This is a genomic window from Nonomuraea sp. NPDC049141, from assembly GCF_040648415.1.
GTDB lineage: Bacteria > Actinomycetota > Actinomycetes > Streptosporangiales > Streptosporangiaceae > Nonomuraea.
This window is the reverse complement of the sequence record NZ_JBEZDR010000004.1, coordinates 111,778-128,437: the sequence shown is the minus strand read 5'-3', so window position 1 is coordinate 128,437 and position 16,660 is coordinate 111,778. Positions and strand designations below refer to the sequence as shown.

Genomic DNA, 16,660 nt, shown 5'->3' with positions numbered 1-16,660 from the left:
GGACGATTCATCATCACATCCCGGTAGGCGGCGACTCGAACTGGCGTCCGGCGCGATCGTCCGAGGTCGTCACGAGTGGACCTCCTTGGCCGCGGTGATGCCGCGTTCCTCGGCCAGCCGGGTCAGGCGGCGGTGTGCCTCCGCGCCCGCGCGGCCGGTGGCGTCGTGGGCGACGGTCCGGAGCTCGTCGTCCTCGACGACCGTCTCGCCGCCGACCAGCAGGCGGGCCAGCGGCGGTTGGCGGGTGGCGAAGACCAGGCGGCAGACCGGGTCGGTCACGGCCGCGGCGAACGGTTCGTCCACCCGCCACAGCGCGATGTCGGCGAGTTTGCCTGCTTCGAGCGTGCCCAGTTCGTCCTGGCGGCCGAGGTTGCGCGCCCCGCCGAGTGTGGCCAGTTCGAGCGCCTGCCTGGCCGTCAGCGCGCCGGGGCCGTGCACGGCCCGCTGGAACAGCAGGGCCTGCCGCATTTCGCCGGACAGCGTGGTCAGCTCGGAGGAGGCGCTGCCGTCGACGCCGAGGCCGACGTTCGCGCCGCGGCGCAGCATCTCCGACACCCTGGCGATTCCGGCGCCGAGCCGCCCGTTGGACGAGGGGCAGTGCGCGGAGCCGGTGCCGGTGGCGGCGAACTTGCCGATGTCCGCGTCACTGAGGTGCACCGCGTGCGCGAACCACACGTCGGGGCCGAGCCAGCCGAGCTTCTCCATGTACTCGACGGGCCGCATGCCGAACTGCTCGCGGCAGTGTTCCTCCTCGTCCAGGGTCTCGGCCAGGTGGGTGTGCAGGCGCACTCCCCGGTCCCTGGCGAGGGCGGCGGCCTCGGTCATCAGCTCGCCGCTGACCGAGAACGGCGAGCAGGGCGCCACCGCGATCCGCAGCTTCGAGGAGAACGACGGGTCGTGGTAGGCGTCGACGGCCTCGGCGGTGGCGGCGAGGATCTCGTCGAGCCGCTCGACGACGACGTCCGGGGGCAGGCCGCCCTGCGACTCGCCCCGGTCCATGGAGCCGCGTGCCGGGTGGAAGCGGATGCCCAGCTCGCGCGCCGCCTCGATCTCGGCGGCGAACAGGTCGCCGCGGCCCTTCGGGAAGACGTAGTGGTGATCGCTTGAGGTGGTGCAGCCGGACAGGGCCAGGTGGCCGAGTCCCGCGCTCGCGGCGCCCCTGACGACCTCGGCGTCCATGGCGGCCCACACCGGGTAGAGGGCCGTCAGCCACTCGAACAGCGTCGCGTCCTGGGCCAGGCCCTGCGAGGCCCACTGGTAGAGGTGGTGGTGGGTGTTCACCAGGCCGGGGGTGGCCAGGCAGCCGGTGCCGTCGATCCGGGTGGCCGCCGGGGTGGCGGGCGCCTCGGCCATCGGGCCGAGGCCGGCGATCCGATCACCCTCAATCCGGATATATCCGGATTGGATCTCGGGCCCTGCGACGGGCGCGATGTAGACGTTGTCGATCTGCACCGACCTGGTCTGCGCGGGACCGGTCTGCCCGGGGGTGGGCTGCGTCGGCGGCGTCACCTGGTCGCCGCCTTTCGCTCGGCCGCGAGCCGTACCGCGTCCAAGATCTTCTCGTAGCCGGTGCAGCGGCACAGGTTGCCCGCGAGGGCCTCGCGGATCTCCGCGTCGGACGGCCGGTCGACGCGTTCCAGCAGGTCGTGGGTCTGCACGATCAGGCCGGGCGTGCAGAAGCCGCACTGCACGGCGCCGCTCTCGACGAACGCCTCCTGCACCGGGTCGAGCCGGTCGCCGTCGGCCAGGCCCTCGACGGTACGCACCTGGCGGCCCTCGGCCTGACCGGCGGCGACCAGGCAGGCGCAGACCGGCGTGCCGTCGAGGTAGACCGTGCATGATCCGCATTCGCCCTGCTCGCAGGCGTTCTTGGAGCCGGGCAGGCCGACCCGCTCGCGCAGCACGTACAGGAGGCTCTCGCCCTCCCACACGTCGTCGGCGCACTCCTCGCGGCCGTTGACGGTGAAGGTGACGCGCATCAGGCGGCCCTCTTTCCTCGGTAGTCGTTCCAGGCCCAGGTCAGCGTGCGGCGGGCCATCACGGCGATCGCGTGCCTGCGGTAGTCGGCGGTGCCGCGCACGTCGTCGATCGGCGAGGCGGCCTGGGCGCACAGCTCGCCGAACCGCGCCAGCACGGCGGGGTCGAGCCTGGCGCTCCAGTCGAGTTCGCGGCGCAGGAACTCCTCGGCCGCGAGCGCCCGGCGCGGCGTGGGCGCGGCCGAACCGAGGCCGGTGCCGACCCGGCCCTCGCCGGGATGCAGCGCGACCGCGAACGAGCACACCGCGATGACCATGGCGTTGCGGGTGCCGACCTTGGAGAAGTACTGGGGGCCAGCGGCGGGTTCGAGGTGGACGGCTCTGATCAGCTCGTCCGGCTCCAGCGCGGACCGCTTGACGCCCAGATAGAACTCGTGCGCGGGGATCATCCTGACCCCGCGGTCGCGCGACTCCACCTCGATCACCGCTCCGGCGGCGAGCAGCGGCGGGTGGCTGTCGCCCGCCGGCGAGGCCGCGCCGAGGTTCCCGCCGACCGAGCCGCGGTTGCGGATCTGCGGCGAGCCGACCGTCCGCGACGCCTGCGCCAGGCCCGGCAGCGGGCCGCCAAGCTCCTCGATGATCGTGGTGTACGGCACGGCGGCCCCCACCCGGTAGCGGCCGTCCTCCAGGGACCAGGTCCGCAGCTCGGCCACCCGGGTCAGGTCCAGCAACGCCACCGGCCGGCGCACGTCGAAGTTGATCTCCACCATCACGTCGGTGCCGCCCTGGATGGGCACCGCCTCGGGCTGGTCCGCCTTGGCGGCCAGCGCCTCGTCCCATGTCGTGGGGCGCAAGAAATCCATCGCTCTACTCCCAGGCGAATGCGGCGTCGGGGGCGTCCTCGCGGAGTACGCCGCCCTCGATCAGGCCATAGGGGCGGTCGGCCGCGAAGTAGACCTCGTTGTCGTTGTCCAGGCCGAACGGCGACAGGTCCACCAGGAAGTGGTGCTTGTTCGGCATCGCGAACCTGATCTCGCAGACCTCGCCACGGGTGTCCAGTACCCGTTTTCCCATCGCGTACAGCGTCTGCTGCAGCGACAGGCTGTGCGTGTCGGCGAACGCTTCGAGCAGGCAGCGCCGTACCTCCTCGTAGGACTTGCCGTACGCGGACCCTTCGGCGCCGTGGCGCCAGCGGGCGGCGACGGCGGTGGCGAGGACGCGGTCGGTGGTCGGCGGGAGCGTGGTGTACTCGTCCTGGATGTAGCCGTGGAACTCCGAGCCCGTCGAGTTGAGCACGACCAGGTCCTTCAGGCCGGAGACCACGGTGGTGCGGCCGTCCCGGTCGTGGTGGACGACGCAGGTGCGCACCTCGCCGCCTTTGCGGGCGAAGGAGTGCGGCCGGTCGCCGGAGATCCGCTCCCAGGCGTACTCCTCGATCTCCACCCTGGCGTGGTGGATCGGCGGCTGCGACGCGACGAAGTGCCGGGCCAGCAGCAGCGCGAAGTCCTCGATCTGGTCGACGCCGTGCTTCTTGGCGAAGGCGTAGACGGTGTTCTTCTGCGAGTCGGTCGGCAGGACGGTGGCGTTGTCGCCGGTCAGGTGGACGGCCTCCATGTCGCCGGAGAGCGAGGAGCTGACGTTGACGTCCTTGAGGTGGTGAACGCCGCCCTCCCGGACGACGCGGACGAGCCTGGTCTCCGCCTTGCCGTAGCGGTTGGGACCCAGGATGACGTCGGGCACGTTTAGCTCCCTCGGTAGGTGGAGTACGCGAACGGGCTGAGCAGCAGCGGCACGTGATAGTGCGCGGCCGGGTCCGTCACGGTGAAGGTGATGACGACCTCGGGGTAGAAGGTGTCGGCCAGGTAGGCGCCGGTGTCGAAGACCACTCGGTTGACGCCGGGTGGGGGGTTCCAGCCCTTGATCCGGCCGTCGGCGTCGGTACGGCCGTCGGCCACGACCTCGCCCTCGTGCTCCAGCCGTACGGCGACTCCTTCGGCGGGGCGGCCGGTGACGGCGTTCAGGACATGCGTCGAGAAGCTCATCAGGACCCCTCCAGCAGCTTGACCAGCCGCAACTTGGTGATCTTGGCCAGTTCGTCGCGGACGGTCTCGCGTTCGGTCTCCTCGTCGTGGAGGAGGCGTTCGCGCAGCCTGGCGAGCATCTCGACGCCCGTCAGGCCGGTGGCGCAGATCAGGTAGACGTGGCCGAAACGGTCCTCGTACGCCCGGTTGCCCTCGGCCAGCTCGGCGCGCGTGTCGTCCGCCACCCCCGACTGCTCCTGCCTGGACCAGGCACTGGCGGCGCGCTCCCCGATCCTGGGGTGCGCGCTGAGTGCTTCGAGGACGTCGGGCCAGGCCAGGCCGCGCACGGCCGCGTCGGCGGCGGCGGCGAGCTGATCCGGGTCGCGGTAGGGGCGCTGGGCCGCGACGGACCCGGCGAAGGCGCGGGAGGCGCAGCAGGCGAGCAGCTCCGCCGCGACGTCGTCCCGGGCGTTGAACTCGGCCAGGCCGGTGAGCGTCTTGGGCATATCAGCAGTACACACATCCGCGTGCTGCCCGGTCCATCCGCAAGAACTCTGAACCGGTCCAGCGATTGGCTATGACTTTTCGTGTCATGCTCCAACTCCGGCCCGGCCCGGCCTGCTGCGCACCCCGCCTAAACTGATAGGCATCATGACCCCAACCTCTCTCATCGGCGGACACGTCTCCGTCACCGGCGGCCTGGCGACGGGCGGTCTGGCGTACATGGCCGAGATCGGCGCCGAGATGATCCAGGTGTTCGTCACCAACCCGCGCGCCTGGGCGCTCGCGGCGGGCAAGCCCGACCAGGACGCCGCGCTGGCGGAGTCGGGTGTCGACACCTTCGTTCACGTCCCTTACCTGGCCAACTTCGGCTCGCCCAACCCCGAGACGCTGGCCGGTTCCGTGGCGCTGGTCCGCTACACGCTGCGACGCGGCGTCGAGATCGGCGCCAAGGGGGTCGTGGTGCACACGGGCTCGGCGGTGACGCAGCCGCGCGACGACGCGCTGCGCCAGTTGCGCGAGCACCTGCTGCCGCTGCTCGACGAGATCCCCGACGGCGGCCCCGACCTGCTGCTGGAGCCGATGGCGGGCCAGGGGGCCATGCTCTGCGCCACGGTGCAGGATCTGGAGCCCTACCTGGAGACACTCGACTGGCACCCGCGGGCCGGCATCTGCCTCGACACGTGCCACGCGTTCTCGGCCGGGCACGACCTGGTCGCGGAGGGCGGGGTGAAGGAGACGTTCGACGCGCTGCACGAGATCGCGCCGGGGCGGCTGAAGCTGATCCACGCCAACGACTCCAAGGACGCGTGCGGCTCGAAGAAGGACCGCCACGAGAACATCGGCGCCGGGCAGATCGGCGCCCAGCCGTTCGCCGACCTCATGCGCCACCCGGCCGTGGCGGGCGTCCCGATCTGCATCGAGACCCCGGGCAAAGCTGACAAGCACCGCGAGGACATCGCAACCCTCAAAAAACTCCGCGACGGTTGACAACCGCCCTCTGCGGCTTTCCTGCACGTGTCGGGACGCCCGCTCTCGCGATCCGGCCGCCCCCGTTAGCCGGATCGCGGTCCTTCCGCGGCCACAGCGGGCGTCCCACACGTGCTCGGCAGGCGGGCCCTGCCCCCCGGTAGAGGGCCCGACAGCCGTGGTGACCAGAGAGGTCACCGTGGATCCGGCGCATCAGTCCAAAGCAGTGAGCCTTGCGGCTCGTCCCCCCGATGCGCCGGGTGGCTTCCGATGCGCAAACACTACGGTCGCGATCTTGCGGGCGAACCCCAGTTTACGGACAGCTCGTCGAACGGTATGTAGTCATCGCCATACGGAGCGTGGCGCTACGATGAACGGCCGATCCGACACGACGAGCGGTCGATTCCGGAGCCCCCGCGAACTCGGGCACGCGGGCAGTCCGGACCGCCACAGAGACATTCAACCCGGTTGACCAGGGAACTCGCGCCCAGCACGAAGAAACACCCCGCGCCGCGAACGGCGCGGGGGGCCGTTCACACTCCCCGCGTTCACGCCCACCCCCGTCCGTCTGCCCGCCCGGAAAGACGGGCGGGAAGACGGACGGCGGGACGGTCAGGAGATGGCGCCGCGGTGCTGGCGGACCAGCTGCTCGCGCACCTGGCGGCTGTGCCGCCGGCTCACCTGGAGCGTCTCGGTGCCGACGGTCAGCATCACCCTGCCGCCCTCGAATCTGAGCTCGCTCACGTGCCGCGCGGAGACGAGAGTGCTCCTGTGCACCCTGATGAACCCGGCGTCCGCCCAGCGACGTTCCAGCGCCGCCAGGGACATGCGTACGAGGTAGCTGCCGTCCACCGTATGGAGGCGCACGTAGTCGCCCTTGGCCTCGGCGAACCAGACCGCCTGCTGCGGTATGAACCGGGTGATCCCGCTCAGCTCAACCGGGATCACATCGTCGAGGCCCGGCTCGGGGGGCGGCGAAACGGCCACCTCCAGCCGGCGCACCGCCTCGGCCAGCCGTTCGGCCCGGACCGGTTTCAGCAGATAGTCGACGGCCTCCAGCTCGAACGCCCGCACCGCGCACTCCTCGTGCGCCGTGACGAACACCAGCCTGGGCGGGCTGGGGAAGCCGCCGACGAGCCTGGCCAGGTCGAGCCCGTCCATGCCCGGCATCCTGATGTCGAGGAACACCCCGTCGAGCCGCTCGCCGGTCCCGATCATCTGCACCATCCCCTGCAAGGCGGCGACACCGTCGCTCGCGGTCGTGACCCGCTCCACCCTGGAGTCCTTGCGGAGCAGGTAGGCCAGCTCTTCCAGGGCGGGCACCTCATCGTCGACGGCCAGCACACGCAGCATGACCTCAACGCTGCCTTAATAACGCTGAGGTCACAAGCGACTTGCGAACGCAGCGCGAATAATTGACTACAGAGGGCTAAGGCGCGTCTTGGGCACGCGGAGCCGCACCGTGGTGCCCGAGCCCAGCGCCGTCTCCACCACCAGCCCGTAGCCGTCGCCGTAGATCTGGCGCATCCGCACGTCCACGTTGGCCAGGCCGATGCCGTTGCCCTCGCGCCTCGGGTCGTCGTCGAGCACCCTTCTGGCGTGCTCGGGATCCATGCCGGTGCCGTCGTCCTCGACCGTGATGTGCGCCTCCGGCCCGGCGTCGCGGGCCACGACGCGTACCTCGCCGGTGCCGCCGCGGCTGCCCATGCCGTGCTTGATCGCGTTCTCCACCAGCGGTTGCAGGCACAGGAACGGCACGGGCACCGGCAGCACCTCGGGCGCCACCTGCACGCTGAAGCGCAGCCGGTCGCCGAAGCGCGCCCGCTCCAGCAGCAGGTAGCGGTCGACGCAGGTCAGCTCGTCGGCCAGGGTGGTGAAGTCGTGCGCTCTGCGCAGCGCGTATCGGGCGAAGTCCGCGAAGTCCAGCAGCAGTTCGCGGGCGCGCGCCGGATCGGTGCGGACGAACGAGGCGATCGTGGTCAGCGCGTTGTAGATGAAGTGCGGCGAGATCTGCGCGCGCAGGGCCCGCATCTCCGCCTCCAGCGCGCGCCGCCGCGAGGTGTCGAGCTCGGCCAGCTCAAGCTGACCCGACACCCACCGGCCGACCTCGGCGACGGTCCGCACCAGCGCCGCGCTCACCTCCTGGTCGAAGGCCGCCAGCGTGCCGACGAGCTTGCCCTCGACGAGCAGCGGCACGACGACCGCGCCGTACGGCTCGCCGGCGAACACCTGTGCCCGCCCGGACGCCAGCACGGTCCTGGCGTAGGTGAGCACCTCGTCGGTGCACGGCCCGTCCCAGGCCAGCGCCGCCTCGGTCGAGGTGATCGCGACGGCGTACGTGCCGAGCAGGGCGTGCAGATGGCGTACGGCCTTGCGGGCCGAGTCGCGGTTCAGCCCGGCGCGCAGCGAGGGGGCCGCCAGCGCGGCGATGTGCAGCGCGGTGAACGTCGCCTCGTCCTTCCAGTCGCCCGCGGGAGGCTCAGCCGGCTCGGGCGGCTCCGGGCGGCTGCGCGACAGCCGGGCGACCGCATAGCCGAGGAAGAAGGTCAGGGAGGAGAGCACCACGCACGCGGTGGTCGACATGCGGGCAACCGTAGCCAACAACGGACCGTGTTCGGGGGAAAACCCTACGGAGGGCCTTCACCGGGTTCTTCCTGGTAGGAGTAGCGTTGCTCGCACCAGGGATCGGCCACGTTGTGGTAGCCGCGTTCCTCCCAGAAGCCCCGGCGATCTTCGAGGAGATACTCGACGGCCCGCACCCATTTGACACTCTTCCAGGCGTACAGGTGGGGCACGACGGCCCGCACGGGGAAGCCGCGCTCGGCGCTGATCGGCTTGTCGTCCAGTTCCATGGCGAACAGCGTGCCCGGGGCGGTGAAGTCGGACATCCGGATGTTGGCGCTGTAGCCGTACTCGGCCCAGATCATCACATGCCGCACACCCGGGTCGGGCGGCGCCGCCGCGACGATGGTCGCCGGGCTCACGCCCCGCCATTCGTTGCCCATGATCGAGAACTTGGTCACGCAGTGGAAATCCGCGATGACGCCGGTGCGCGGCAGGCTCTCGAACTCCGGCCAGGTGAAACGGTGCTCCTCACCCGAGGCGGTGGCTCCGAGGACGCGGAAGTCCCAGCTGTCGGGCCGGAACTGAGGCACCCTGCCGTAGTGGATCACCGGCCGGCCGCGCGGGACGTACTGGCCCGGAGGCAGGCGCGATTCCTCCACGTACACTCCCCTCGCCGGTTTCCGTGGTCTTGGGCCATCCTGCCACCGGCCCGTGCGTGCCTCGCGCGCGGGTGCGGTGCGGTAGCATCGGGTCCATGCGTAACGCGTTCCTGTTTTGGTATGGCGACGGACCCGAGTCCGTTCGCCAGCTGATGCTGCGTTAGCACACAGGCGAACGAAAGGCCCCGGGTCCACAAGGACCCGGGGCCTTTTGGCGTTTCAGGGCTATGTCGTTCTATCAAAGGAGCAGCAGATGGTGATCGTGATGGGCCAGGAGGCCACCGGGGATGATCTCGCGTCGATCGTCGCGGTCGTCCAGGCGGCCGGGGTCGAGGCGTTCGTGAGCAGGGGTGTGCGGCGCACGATCGTCGGGCTGGTGGGCGATGTGGCCCAGCTCGACGAGGCGAGCCTGCGCGGCATGCCGGGGGTGCGCGACGTGATGCGGGTGAGCACCCCGTACAAGCTGGTGAGCAGGGAGAACCACCCCGAACGGTCCACGGTCCACGTGGGCGGCGTGCCGATCGGCCCCGGCACCGTGACACTGATCGCGGGGCCGTGCGCGGTGGAGACGCCCCAGCAGACGCTGGAGGCGGCCAGGATGGCCATGGCGGCGGGCGCGACGCTGCTGCGCGGCGGCGCCTTCAAGCCGCGCACCTCGCCGTACGCCTTCCAGGGGCTGGGCGAGCAGGGCCTGCGCATCCTCGCCGACGTGCGGGAGGAGACGGGGTTGCCGATCGTCACCGAGGTGGTCGACGCGCAGGACGTCGAACTGGTCGCCTCGTACGCGGACATGCTGCAGGTCGGCACCCGCAACGCGCAGAACTTCGCGCTGCTGCAGGCGGTCGGCGCGGCGGGCCGGCCGGTCATGCTCAAGCGCGGCATGAGCGCCACGATCGAGGAGTGGCTGATGTCCGCCGAGTACATCGCGCAGCGCGGCAACCTCGACATCGTGCTGTGCGAGCGCGGCGTCAGGACGTTCGAGACGGGCACGCGCAACACGCTCGACATCTCGGCCGTGCCGGTGGCGCAGCGGCTGTCGCACCTGCCGGTCATCGTCGACCCGTCGCACTCGGGCGGCCGGCGCGATCTGGTGCTGCCGCTGACCCGCGCGGCGATCGGCGTGGGCGCCGACGGCGTCATCATCGACGTGCACCCGCATCCCGAGCAGGCGCTCGTCGACGGGCCGCAGGCGCTGGTCGACACGGATCTGGGCGAGCTGGCCCAGGTCATGCGGGACTTCCCACCGCTGCTCGGCAAGACCGCCGCCGCCGCGATGGTGGTCTGACCCGCTCCTGACGGGTACGGCCGGCACGGCGCCAGGTCGGCCGTACTCATCAGTAACTTGAGTATGTGACCCCATGCGCCGACCTCGCGCCCGGCGTGACGATGGTCGGCATGACGAAGCCCATCCAACCCACCCAGACCACCGCCTATTACGTCCAGGCGATCCTGTCGTTCGCCGTCTCCGTGTCGTCAGTGGTGATCGCTCTGGTCTATCTCCCGGCCTCCGGGTGGATCAGGGCCTTCCTCGCACTGGGCGTCCTTTACGTCATCACCTCGACCATCACGCTCAGCAAGGTCATACGCGACCGCCAGGAGCTGTCGGGGGTCAGCACCCGCGTCGACCAGGCCCGCCTGGACAAGCTGCTGGCCGAGCACGACCCGTTCAGGGTGGACTCGGCCTGATAGAAGCCTGAGGCCGGGCCCGCCCGGCTGGATGGCCCCCTACGGGCGGCCCGGCCTCAGCTCAGAGTTTGTACTCCTGGATCGAGTCGGCGAGCTGGACGGCGAGCTCTTCGGCGTCCAGCCGCTTCTCGATCTGCTTGAGGTCCTCGATCTTCGCGCGCGTCTCGGCCCGCTTGGGCGCCAGCAGCGAGCAGCAGTCCTCGTCGGGCAGCTCGGAGATCTCCAGCGTGCCGATGCGCCGGGCCTCGGCCATGATCTCCGTCTTGTCCCAGCCCACCAGCGGGCGCAGGATCGGCAGCTCGACCGCGTGGTCCTGGGCGGTGATGTTGGTCAGCGTCTGGGAGGACACCTGGCCGAGGGCGTCACCGGTGATCAGCGCGGCGGCGTGGATGCGGTGCGCGACCTCCTCGGCCGTCTTGAGCATGAGCCGCCGCTGGGCGATCACCGCGAGCCGGTCCTGCCCCGAGGTGCGGATCGACTGCTGGGCCTTGCCGAACGGCACCACCCACAACCGCGACCGGCCCTGGAACCGGTCGAGCTTCCTGACCAGCGCGTACGCCTTGTAGATCGACTCGGACGTGGTGAACGGGATGCCCGAGAAGTGCAGGAAGTCGACGTGCAGCCCGCGACGCATCATCCGGTAGGCCGCCACCGGCGAGTCGATGCCGCCCGACATGAGCACCAGCGCCCGGCCGCTGCTGCCGACCGGCAGACCGCCCTGGCCGGGGATGCCGTCGGTGAAGACGAACACCTCGTCCCTGTCGACCTCGATGTGCACGGTCAGCTCGGGGTCCTTCAGCCTGACCGGCAGGCCGTAGGCGTCGTTGATGGCGCCGCCGACGAGCCGGTCGAGCTCGTTGGAGCGCAGCGGGAAGCGCTTGTCACGGCGGCGCGAGCGCACCGCGAACGTCGCCCCGCGCTTGACCTCCTCGCGCTCGGACACGAGCTCCAGGCTCGCCTTGAGCACGGCGTCGGGGTCCTTGGCGACCCGCCAGGCCGAGTGGATCCAGACCAGTCCGGGCACGTCGGCGACCCGCCGGGCCACGGTCTCCGCCTGCTCGGCCGTGGCGCCCTCGGGCAGGAAGATCGCGATGACGCCGTGCCGCTTGCGTACGTCGAGCTTGAGGCCGAGCTCTTTGACGGCTTCGCGGATGTTGTCGACCAGCCGGCGTTCGAAGAGATCACGGTTCTTGCCCTTGAGGACGATCTCGCCCAGCTTGAGCAGAACGCAGGGCTCGCCCAGGGCGGACATCGACATGGCAGAACCTCCGGGAGTAATGGGGACGCGCCGAAGCCAACGCCTCGACCCACCGATTTTAGTCCGCGTCGAGCCCTTGCTCGATCGCATATCGCACCAGTTCCACCCGGTTGTGCAGCTGGAGCTTCTGGAGCGTGTTCTGGACGTGGTTCTGCACGGTCCGGTGCGAGAGCACGAGCCGGTCGGCGATCTGCCGGTAGGACAGGCCCTTGGCGACCAGCCGCAGCACCTCGGTCTCCCGGTCGGTCAGCCGCGGCCCCTCGGCCGGCGCGGGCTGGGCGGCGAGTCGCCGGTACTCCCCCAGCACGAGCCCGGCCAGGCCGGGCGTGAACACCGCGTCGCCGTCCGCGGTCCGCCGGACGGCGTCGAGGAACTCCTCCCGGCTCGCCGACTTCACCAGATATCCGGAAGCTCCGGCCTTGACCGCGTCGAGCACGTCGTCCGGCTCGGCACTCGCCGACAGCACCAGCACCCTCGGCGACGGCGACATCCCGGCCAGCCCCTTGGCCACCTCCGCCCCCGACATGTCGGGCAACCGCAGGTCGAGCACGACCACCTCGGGCAGCACGGCTCCGGCCACGCGGAGCGCCTGCCGTCCCTCGCCGACGACGGCGACCACCTCGTAGCCCGCCTCGGCCAGATCCCTGGCGACCCCGTCGCGCCACATCGGATGGTCGTCCACCACCATCACCCGCACCATGGCCGCCACTCTAGGGTCACGAAGCGTCAGGCAGGGACCGTGAGCTCGATCTCGGTACCCTCTCCCGGGACGCCGGTGATCAGGACGTGGCCGCCGAGGCCCTCGATGCGGCCGCGGATGGACTGGGAGACGCCCAGGCGGCCGTCCGCGGCGGCCTCCGCCAGACGGCCGGCCGCGATCCCCGGGCCTTCGTCGCGGACGCTGACCGTCACCGTGCCGTCCCCCGACTCGGCGAACACCCACGCCCGCGCCGCGGGCCCGCAGTGCGCGCGGACGTTGTCGAGCGCCGCCCCGACGGCCGCCGCCACCTCCTCGGCCACCGGTCCTGGCAGCGCCAAGGGCGTCGCCGGGGCCGAGATCGTCACCTGCTCGGAGCCGTACCGCATGAGCAGCGGACGCAGATCCATCACCCCCGTCGGCGGGGGCGCGGGCCGGATGAAGAGCGCGCGCAGGGCCGATTCCTGCTGACCGGCGAGACGGCCCAGCTCCGCGGCCTCGCCGCCGAGTTCCTGGCCGCGGCGCTGGACCAGCGCCAGGACCTGCAGGACCGAGTCGTGGACGTCGCGCGCCAGCCGGTCGCGTTCGCGCTGCGCCGCCTCCATCTCGACGGCCCGCTGCATGCGTTCCTCCGCCTGTTTGGCCAGCCGCGCCACGTGACCCACCACCACGCCCGTCATGAACAGCAGCACCGCGCCGTTGATCAGGACGGGCGCGTCGGGCCCGCGGACCCGCAGCCACAGGTCCGCCGCCGCGACGACGGCCGCGGCCACCGTGCCGAGCCGCCGCCCGCCGTGCACCGCCCAGGCCAGCACCGGGCCGGCGATCCAGGTGGCCGGGACCGGCATGGTGCCCTCCCCGGGCGGCCGGGCGCCTTCCACGTACGGCGAGGCGAGCAGGCAGGCCACGGCCACCAGGAGGTCGAGCACGAGCAGCGGCCATCGGCGCAGCGCCTCGACGGAGTAGGCGAAGATCGCCGCGGCGGTCCACAACCCCATGACGCCGATCACCAGCCACCCGGTGAGCGGCTCGGCGTACCCCCGGTGCTGCGCCAGCAACACGGCGGCGTACAGCAGCGAGGCGACGCGGAACACCGCTATCGCTCGCCAGAACGGCCTTTCGATGCCCATGAGCCCTTCTCATGTTCCGACATGACAAGTTGACAGATAGTCGAGATATCCATGTGAATGGGACAGGTCAACTGGCAGAATCCGGTGCACCCTAATGCAAGGAAACTGACTAAATGTCCGCTGTTAACCATTTCGTCCACGGCCCGCTCACGCCAGTCCTCGCCTACGTGATGTCGTGCATGGGGTCGATGCTCGGACTGCGGCTGACCGCCCAGGCGCACGCCTCCCGAGGCGCCTCGCGGATGCGCTGGCTGCTCGGAGCGGCCATCTCCATCGGTGGCACCGGCATCTGGGTCATGCACTTCGTCGCCATGATGGGTTTCGAGGTCGAGGGCACCCAGATCAAGTACGACGTGCCGCTCACCGTCGCCTCCGCCGTGGTGGCCATCGTGGTCGTCGGCACCGGCCTGTTCCTGGTCTCGTACGGCGGGGGCCGCGTGCTCGCCCTGCTCGGCGGCGGCCTGCTGACCGGCCTGGGCGTGGCCAGCATGCACTATCTCGGCATGTACGCGATGAACATGTCCGCGCACGTCTCCTATGACCGCAAGATCGTGGCCGCCTCCGTCCTCATCGCCGTGGTCGCCGCGACCGTGGCCCTGTGGTTCACGCTGCGGGTCAAGCGCGCCGTCTGGATCACCGGCGCGGCGCTGGTCATGGGCGTGGCCGTCTCGGGCATGCACTACACCGGCATGTACGCGATGCTGGTCACGGTCGACGCCGAACCCTCCCCCGTGCCCGGCGCCGACGCCCTCGACTTCCTCGTGCCGCTCATGACCGTGATCAGCCTGATCACGCTGACCATGCTGCTCATGGTCATCCTGTCGCCGTCGGAGGAGGAGCTGCACGAGGACGCCGAGCTCGTGGCCCGGCTGGAGCTGCGCAGGCGCGCCACCCACCAGCAACAGACCCTCCCCGCTCCCCCGCGGCCCGTCCAGCAGCGGCCCGTTCGCCCGCAGCCCGTCCGGACGCAGCCGATCTTCGGCGCACCCGTTCCGGAGCCGCAGCCGATCTTCGAAACGCCTGGATCCCCGACGCAGCAGGGGTTCCCGCAACAGCCGACTCGTCCCCAGACACGCCGGAGATAGTTGCAAATCCACTTGAGCCCTGCTCATACTCCCTTATTCACATTTAAGGGACGTGTGGGCTTATGTCACCGATTGACCACTTCTCTCATGGGCCGCTGACCCTCCTCCTGGCCTATGCCATGTCCAGTGTGGGCTCCATGCTCGGCCTGCTGCTGACCTCGCGGGCCCGGCTGGCCGGCGGCAGGGATGCCCGGTTCTGGCTGGCCGGCGCGGCGGTCGCCATCGGTGGCACCGGCATCTGGACCATGCACTTCATCGCCATGATGGGCTTCTCGGTGCAGGGCACGATGATCCGCTACGACATGCCGCTCACCGCGGCCTCCGCGGTGCTCGCGGTCGTGGTGGTGGGCGCCGGGCTGTTCGTGGTGTGGCGGGGCGGCGAGCGCGCCCCGTACCTGCTCAGCGGCGGCGTCCTGACCGGTGTCGGCGTGGCCGGCATGCACTACCTGGGCATGTACGCGATGAACATGGCGGGGGACGTGAGCTACGACCCGCTGCTCGTCGCGCTGTCGGTGCTCATCGCGATCGCCGCGGCCACCGTCGCGCTCTGGTTCACCCTGCGGGTCCGCGGCGCGGTCAAGATCGGTGGCGCGGCCCTGGTCATGGGTGTCGCGGTGACGGGCATGCACTACACGGGCATGTACGGGATGTCGGTGCGCGCGCACAGCCCGTCGGCGCCGATCCCCGGCGCGCCGGCCATCGACTTCCTGCTGCCGTTGATCGTCGGGATCAGCGTGATCACCATGGGGCTGCTGCTCGCCGTCATGCTCTCGCCCTCGGAGAAGGAGATGCGCGGGGAGGCGGAGTTCCTCGCCCGGCTGGAGGGCCGCGGCGGGCCGGAGACAGCCGCCGGGCCGAAGGAACGCGGCGGGGGCGCGCCGGATGTGGATCTCTTCGGCACGCCCCGCTCTTGATCTATGTCCTAGGTACGGCCTGCGGCGCGTAGGTGGGCCGCCGACTCGTCGCGGCGCAAGCCGTACCTCGAGGGGGTTGTAGCGGAAACCCCGCTGATTCAGAAGGTACGGCCGCCCGCTTGCAGGCCGCTTTCAATCAGCCGAAGAACACCTCGGCCTCCGCGTACCGGGACACCGGCACCGTCTTGAGCTCGGCCGTCGCCACGTCGAGCCCGACGCGGACCATGTCGGTGCCGCGCAGCGCCACCATCTTGCCGTAGTCGCCCTCGTGCACCGCGTCGATCGCCTGCAGCCCGAACCTGGTCGCCAGGACCCGGTCGTAGGCGGTCGGGGTGCCGCCGCGCTGGATGTGGCCGAGCACGGTGGTGCGGGCCTCCTTGCCGGTGCGCTTCTCGATCTCCTTGGCCAGCACCTCGCCGATGCCGCCGAGCCGCACGTGGCCGAACGAGTCGAGCTCGCCGGCCTGCAGCGCCATCTGGCCCTCGACCGGGTGCGCGCCCTCGGCGACCACGAGGATCGGCGAGTAGCGGGTGCGGAAGCGCGACTCGACGTATTCGCAGACGCGGTCGATGTCGAACGGCCGCTCGGGGATGAGGATGACGTTGGCGCCACCCGCCATGCCCGCGTGCAGCGCGATCCAGCCCGCGTGCCGGCCCATGACCTCGCAGATGAGCGCCCGGTGGTGGGACTCGGCGGTGGTGTGCAGGCGGTCGATGGCCTCCGTCGCGATGTTGACCGCGGTGTCGAAGCCGAAGGTGTAGTCGGTGCCCGACAGGTCGTTGTCGATCGTCTTGGGCACGCCGACGACCTTGACGTCGCGGTCGTAGAGCTGCTTGGCGACGCCGAGGGTGTCCTCGCCGCCGATGGCGATCAGCGCGTCGACGCCGGTGGCCGCCAGGTTCTCCTTGATGCGGTCGACGCCCCCCTCGATCTTGATGGGGTTGGTCCGCGAGGAGCCGAGAATGGTGCCGCCGCGCGGGAGGATGCCCCGGACGGCCTGAATGTCCAGCGGCATCGTGTCGCCTTCGAGCGGGCCGCGCCAGCCGTCACGGAACCCGACGAACTCGTGACCGTAGACGCTCACCCCCTTGCGCACGACCGCCCTGATCACCGCGTTGAGACCGGGACAGTCGCCGCCTCCGGTGAGCACTCCGATTCGCATGACGGGTTCCTCCTATGGGTTTCTTGCCATTAGTGAA

Annotated in this window: 18 protein-coding genes; 5 read left to right on the top strand and 13 right to left on the bottom strand. The window is 70.6% G+C overall.

Annotated elements, in window-relative coordinates:
- Positions 1–69: 69 nt before the first annotated feature.
- The 6 genes from AB0B91_RS12875 to uraD are packed head-to-tail and all read right to left on the bottom strand — an operon-like array spanning position 70 to position 4,503.
- Positions 70–1,446 carry an 8-oxoguanine deaminase gene (locus AB0B91_RS12875; RefSeq protein WP_358319167.1) on the bottom strand — a complete coding sequence of 459 codons (1,377 nt, stop codon included), beginning with the start codon at positions 1,444–1,446 and terminating at the stop codon, positions 70–72.
- Between the two features lie 59 nt (positions 1,447–1,505).
- Positions 1,506–1,979 (bottom strand): (2Fe-2S)-binding protein, encoded by a 474-nt coding sequence (locus tag AB0B91_RS12870; protein WP_358318461.1) that lies wholly within the window; start codon positions 1,977–1,979, stop codon positions 1,506–1,508.
- Positions 1,979–2,839, bottom strand: a complete 861-nt coding sequence (locus AB0B91_RS12865; RefSeq protein WP_358318460.1) for an FAD binding domain-containing protein — start codon at positions 2,837–2,839, stop codon at positions 1,979–1,981. The genes AB0B91_RS12870 and AB0B91_RS12865 overlap by 1 nt, the downstream gene beginning before the upstream one ends.
- Before the next feature lie 4 nt (positions 2,840–2,843).
- Entirely contained in the window at positions 2,844–3,716 is an 873-nt protein-coding gene (gene pucL / locus AB0B91_RS12860) for a factor-independent urate hydroxylase (protein WP_358318459.1), read from the bottom strand.
- Positions 3,717–3,718: 2 nt separating this feature from the next.
- Positions 3,719–4,021 carry a hydroxyisourate hydrolase gene (gene uraH, locus AB0B91_RS12855; RefSeq protein ID WP_358319164.1) on the bottom strand — a complete coding sequence of 101 codons (303 nt, stop codon included), beginning with the start codon at positions 4,019–4,021 and terminating at the stop codon, positions 3,719–3,721.
- Positions 4,018–4,503, bottom strand: a complete 486-nt coding sequence (uraD, locus tag AB0B91_RS12850; RefSeq protein WP_358318458.1) for a 2-oxo-4-hydroxy-4-carboxy-5-ureidoimidazoline decarboxylase — start codon at positions 4,501–4,503, stop codon at positions 4,018–4,020. The genes uraH and uraD overlap by 4 nt, the downstream gene beginning before the upstream one ends.
- 145 nt (positions 4,504–4,648) lie before the next feature.
- Here uraD and AB0B91_RS12845 point away from each other — a divergent pair, with 145 nt between their 5' ends.
- Positions 4,649–5,488 (top strand): deoxyribonuclease IV, encoded by an 840-nt coding sequence (locus tag AB0B91_RS12845; protein WP_358318457.1) that lies wholly within the window; start codon positions 4,649–4,651, stop codon positions 5,486–5,488.
- Positions 5,489–6,079: 591 nt separating this feature from the next.
- On the opposite strand, the gene AB0B91_RS12840 is transcribed toward AB0B91_RS12845, so the two are convergent.
- The 3 genes from AB0B91_RS12840 to AB0B91_RS12830 all read right to left on the bottom strand — a co-directional run bounded on the left by AB0B91_RS12840 (position 6,080) and on the right by AB0B91_RS12830 (position 8,691).
- On the bottom strand, positions 6,080–6,820 hold the full coding sequence (locus tag AB0B91_RS12840) for a LytTR family DNA-binding domain-containing protein (RefSeq protein ID WP_358318456.1): 741 nt from the start codon (positions 6,818–6,820) through the stop codon (positions 6,080–6,082).
- A gap of 66 nt (positions 6,821–6,886) precedes the next feature.
- On the bottom strand, positions 6,887–8,050 hold the full coding sequence (locus AB0B91_RS12835; RefSeq protein ID WP_358318455.1) for a histidine kinase: 1,164 nt from the start codon (positions 8,048–8,050) through the stop codon (positions 6,887–6,889).
- A 44-nt stretch (positions 8,051–8,094) separates the two neighbouring features.
- Complete coding sequence (locus tag AB0B91_RS12830) at positions 8,095–8,691, bottom strand: molybdopterin-dependent oxidoreductase (protein WP_358318454.1); 597 nt, start codon at positions 8,689–8,691, stop codon at positions 8,095–8,097.
- Between the two features lie 253 nt (positions 8,692–8,944).
- Here AB0B91_RS12830 and aroF point away from each other — a divergent pair, with 253 nt between their 5' ends.
- Together aroF and AB0B91_RS12820 are read left to right on the top strand one after the other, a co-directional pair.
- Positions 8,945–9,976, top strand: a complete 1,032-nt coding sequence (gene aroF / locus AB0B91_RS12825) for a 3-deoxy-7-phosphoheptulonate synthase (RefSeq protein ID WP_358318453.1) — start codon at positions 8,945–8,947, stop codon at positions 9,974–9,976.
- Positions 9,977–10,086: 110 nt separating this feature from the next.
- Positions 10,087–10,377: a YiaA/YiaB family inner membrane protein gene (locus AB0B91_RS12820; protein WP_358318452.1), complete on the top strand. Its 291-nt coding sequence runs from the start codon at positions 10,087–10,089 to the stop codon at positions 10,375–10,377.
- A 61-nt stretch (positions 10,378–10,438) separates the two neighbouring features.
- On the opposite strand, the gene thiI is transcribed toward AB0B91_RS12820, so the two are convergent.
- Genes thiI through AB0B91_RS12805 form a run of 3 tightly spaced genes read right to left on the bottom strand, consistent with a single transcriptional unit; the run spans position 10,439 to position 13,462 of the window.
- Positions 10,439–11,635 carry a tRNA uracil 4-sulfurtransferase ThiI gene (thiI, locus tag AB0B91_RS12815; RefSeq protein WP_358318451.1) on the bottom strand — a complete coding sequence of 399 codons (1,197 nt, stop codon included), beginning with the start codon at positions 11,633–11,635 and terminating at the stop codon, positions 10,439–10,441.
- Between the two features lie 58 nt (positions 11,636–11,693).
- Complete coding sequence (locus tag AB0B91_RS12810; RefSeq protein WP_358318450.1) at positions 11,694–12,335, bottom strand: response regulator transcription factor; 642 nt, start codon at positions 12,333–12,335, stop codon at positions 11,694–11,696.
- A gap of 26 nt (positions 12,336–12,361) precedes the next feature.
- On the bottom strand, positions 12,362–13,462 hold the full coding sequence (locus tag AB0B91_RS12805) for a DUF5931 domain-containing protein (RefSeq protein WP_358318449.1): 1,101 nt from the start codon (positions 13,460–13,462) through the stop codon (positions 12,362–12,364).
- A 113-nt stretch (positions 13,463–13,575) separates the two neighbouring features.
- Between AB0B91_RS12805 and AB0B91_RS12800 the strand changes: the two genes are divergently transcribed.
- Complete coding sequence (locus AB0B91_RS12800) at positions 13,576–14,547, top strand: MHYT domain-containing protein (protein ID WP_358318448.1); 972 nt, start codon at positions 13,576–13,578, stop codon at positions 14,545–14,547.
- 62 nt (positions 14,548–14,609) lie between these two features.
- The gene (locus AB0B91_RS12795) at positions 14,610–15,461 is read left to right on the top strand and encodes an MHYT domain-containing protein (RefSeq protein WP_358318447.1); all 852 of its coding nucleotides are present in this window, start codon (positions 14,610–14,612) and stop codon (positions 15,459–15,461) included.
- A gap of 136 nt (positions 15,462–15,597) precedes the next feature.
- On the opposite strand, the gene AB0B91_RS12790 is transcribed toward AB0B91_RS12795, so the two are convergent.
- Positions 15,598–16,623, bottom strand: coding sequence for a 6-phosphofructokinase (locus tag AB0B91_RS12790; protein WP_358318446.1), 1,026 nt, complete (start codon positions 16,621–16,623; stop codon positions 15,598–15,600).
- Between the last annotated feature and the right edge of the window lie 37 nt (positions 16,624–16,660).

Excerpts from the sequence above, each read along its gene's own strand:
- aroF (WP_358318453.1), top strand. The coding sequence starts at position 8,945 with ATGGTGATCGTGATGGGCCAGGAGGCCACCGGGGATGATCTCGCGTCG.
- AB0B91_RS12865 (WP_358318460.1), bottom strand. The coding sequence starts at position 2,839 with ATGGATTTCTTGCGCCCCACGACATGGGACGAGGCGCTGGCCGCCAAG.
- AB0B91_RS12820 (WP_358318452.1), top strand. The coding sequence starts at position 10,087 with ATGACGAAGCCCATCCAACCCACCCAGACCACCGCCTATTACGTCCAG.
- AB0B91_RS12810 (WP_358318450.1), bottom strand. The coding sequence starts at position 12,335 with ATGGTGCGGGTGATGGTGGTGGACGACCATCCGATGTGGCGCGACGGG.
- AB0B91_RS12870 (WP_358318461.1), bottom strand. The coding sequence starts at position 1,979 with ATGCGCGTCACCTTCACCGTCAACGGCCGCGAGGAGTGCGCCGACGAC.
- AB0B91_RS12835 (WP_358318455.1), bottom strand. The coding sequence starts at position 8,050 with ATGTCGACCACCGCGTGCGTGGTGCTCTCCTCCCTGACCTTCTTCCTC.
- AB0B91_RS12845 (WP_358318457.1), top strand. The coding sequence starts at position 4,649 with ATGACCCCAACCTCTCTCATCGGCGGACACGTCTCCGTCACCGGCGGC.
- thiI (WP_358318451.1), bottom strand. The coding sequence starts at position 11,635 with ATGTCGATGTCCGCCCTGGGCGAGCCCTGCGTTCTGCTCAAGCTGGGC.
- AB0B91_RS12840 (WP_358318456.1), bottom strand. The coding sequence starts at position 6,820 with ATGCTGCGTGTGCTGGCCGTCGACGATGAGGTGCCCGCCCTGGAAGAG.
- AB0B91_RS12795 (WP_358318447.1), top strand. The coding sequence starts at position 14,610 with ATGTCACCGATTGACCACTTCTCTCATGGGCCGCTGACCCTCCTCCTG.
- AB0B91_RS12805 (WP_358318449.1), bottom strand. The coding sequence starts at position 13,462 with ATGGGCATCGAAAGGCCGTTCTGGCGAGCGATAGCGGTGTTCCGCGTC.
- uraD (WP_358318458.1), bottom strand. The coding sequence starts at position 4,503 with ATGCCCAAGACGCTCACCGGCCTGGCCGAGTTCAACGCCCGGGACGAC.
- AB0B91_RS12800 (WP_358318448.1), top strand. The coding sequence starts at position 13,576 with ATGTCCGCTGTTAACCATTTCGTCCACGGCCCGCTCACGCCAGTCCTC.
- AB0B91_RS12790 (WP_358318446.1), bottom strand. The coding sequence starts at position 16,623 with ATGCGAATCGGAGTGCTCACCGGAGGCGGCGACTGTCCCGGTCTCAAC.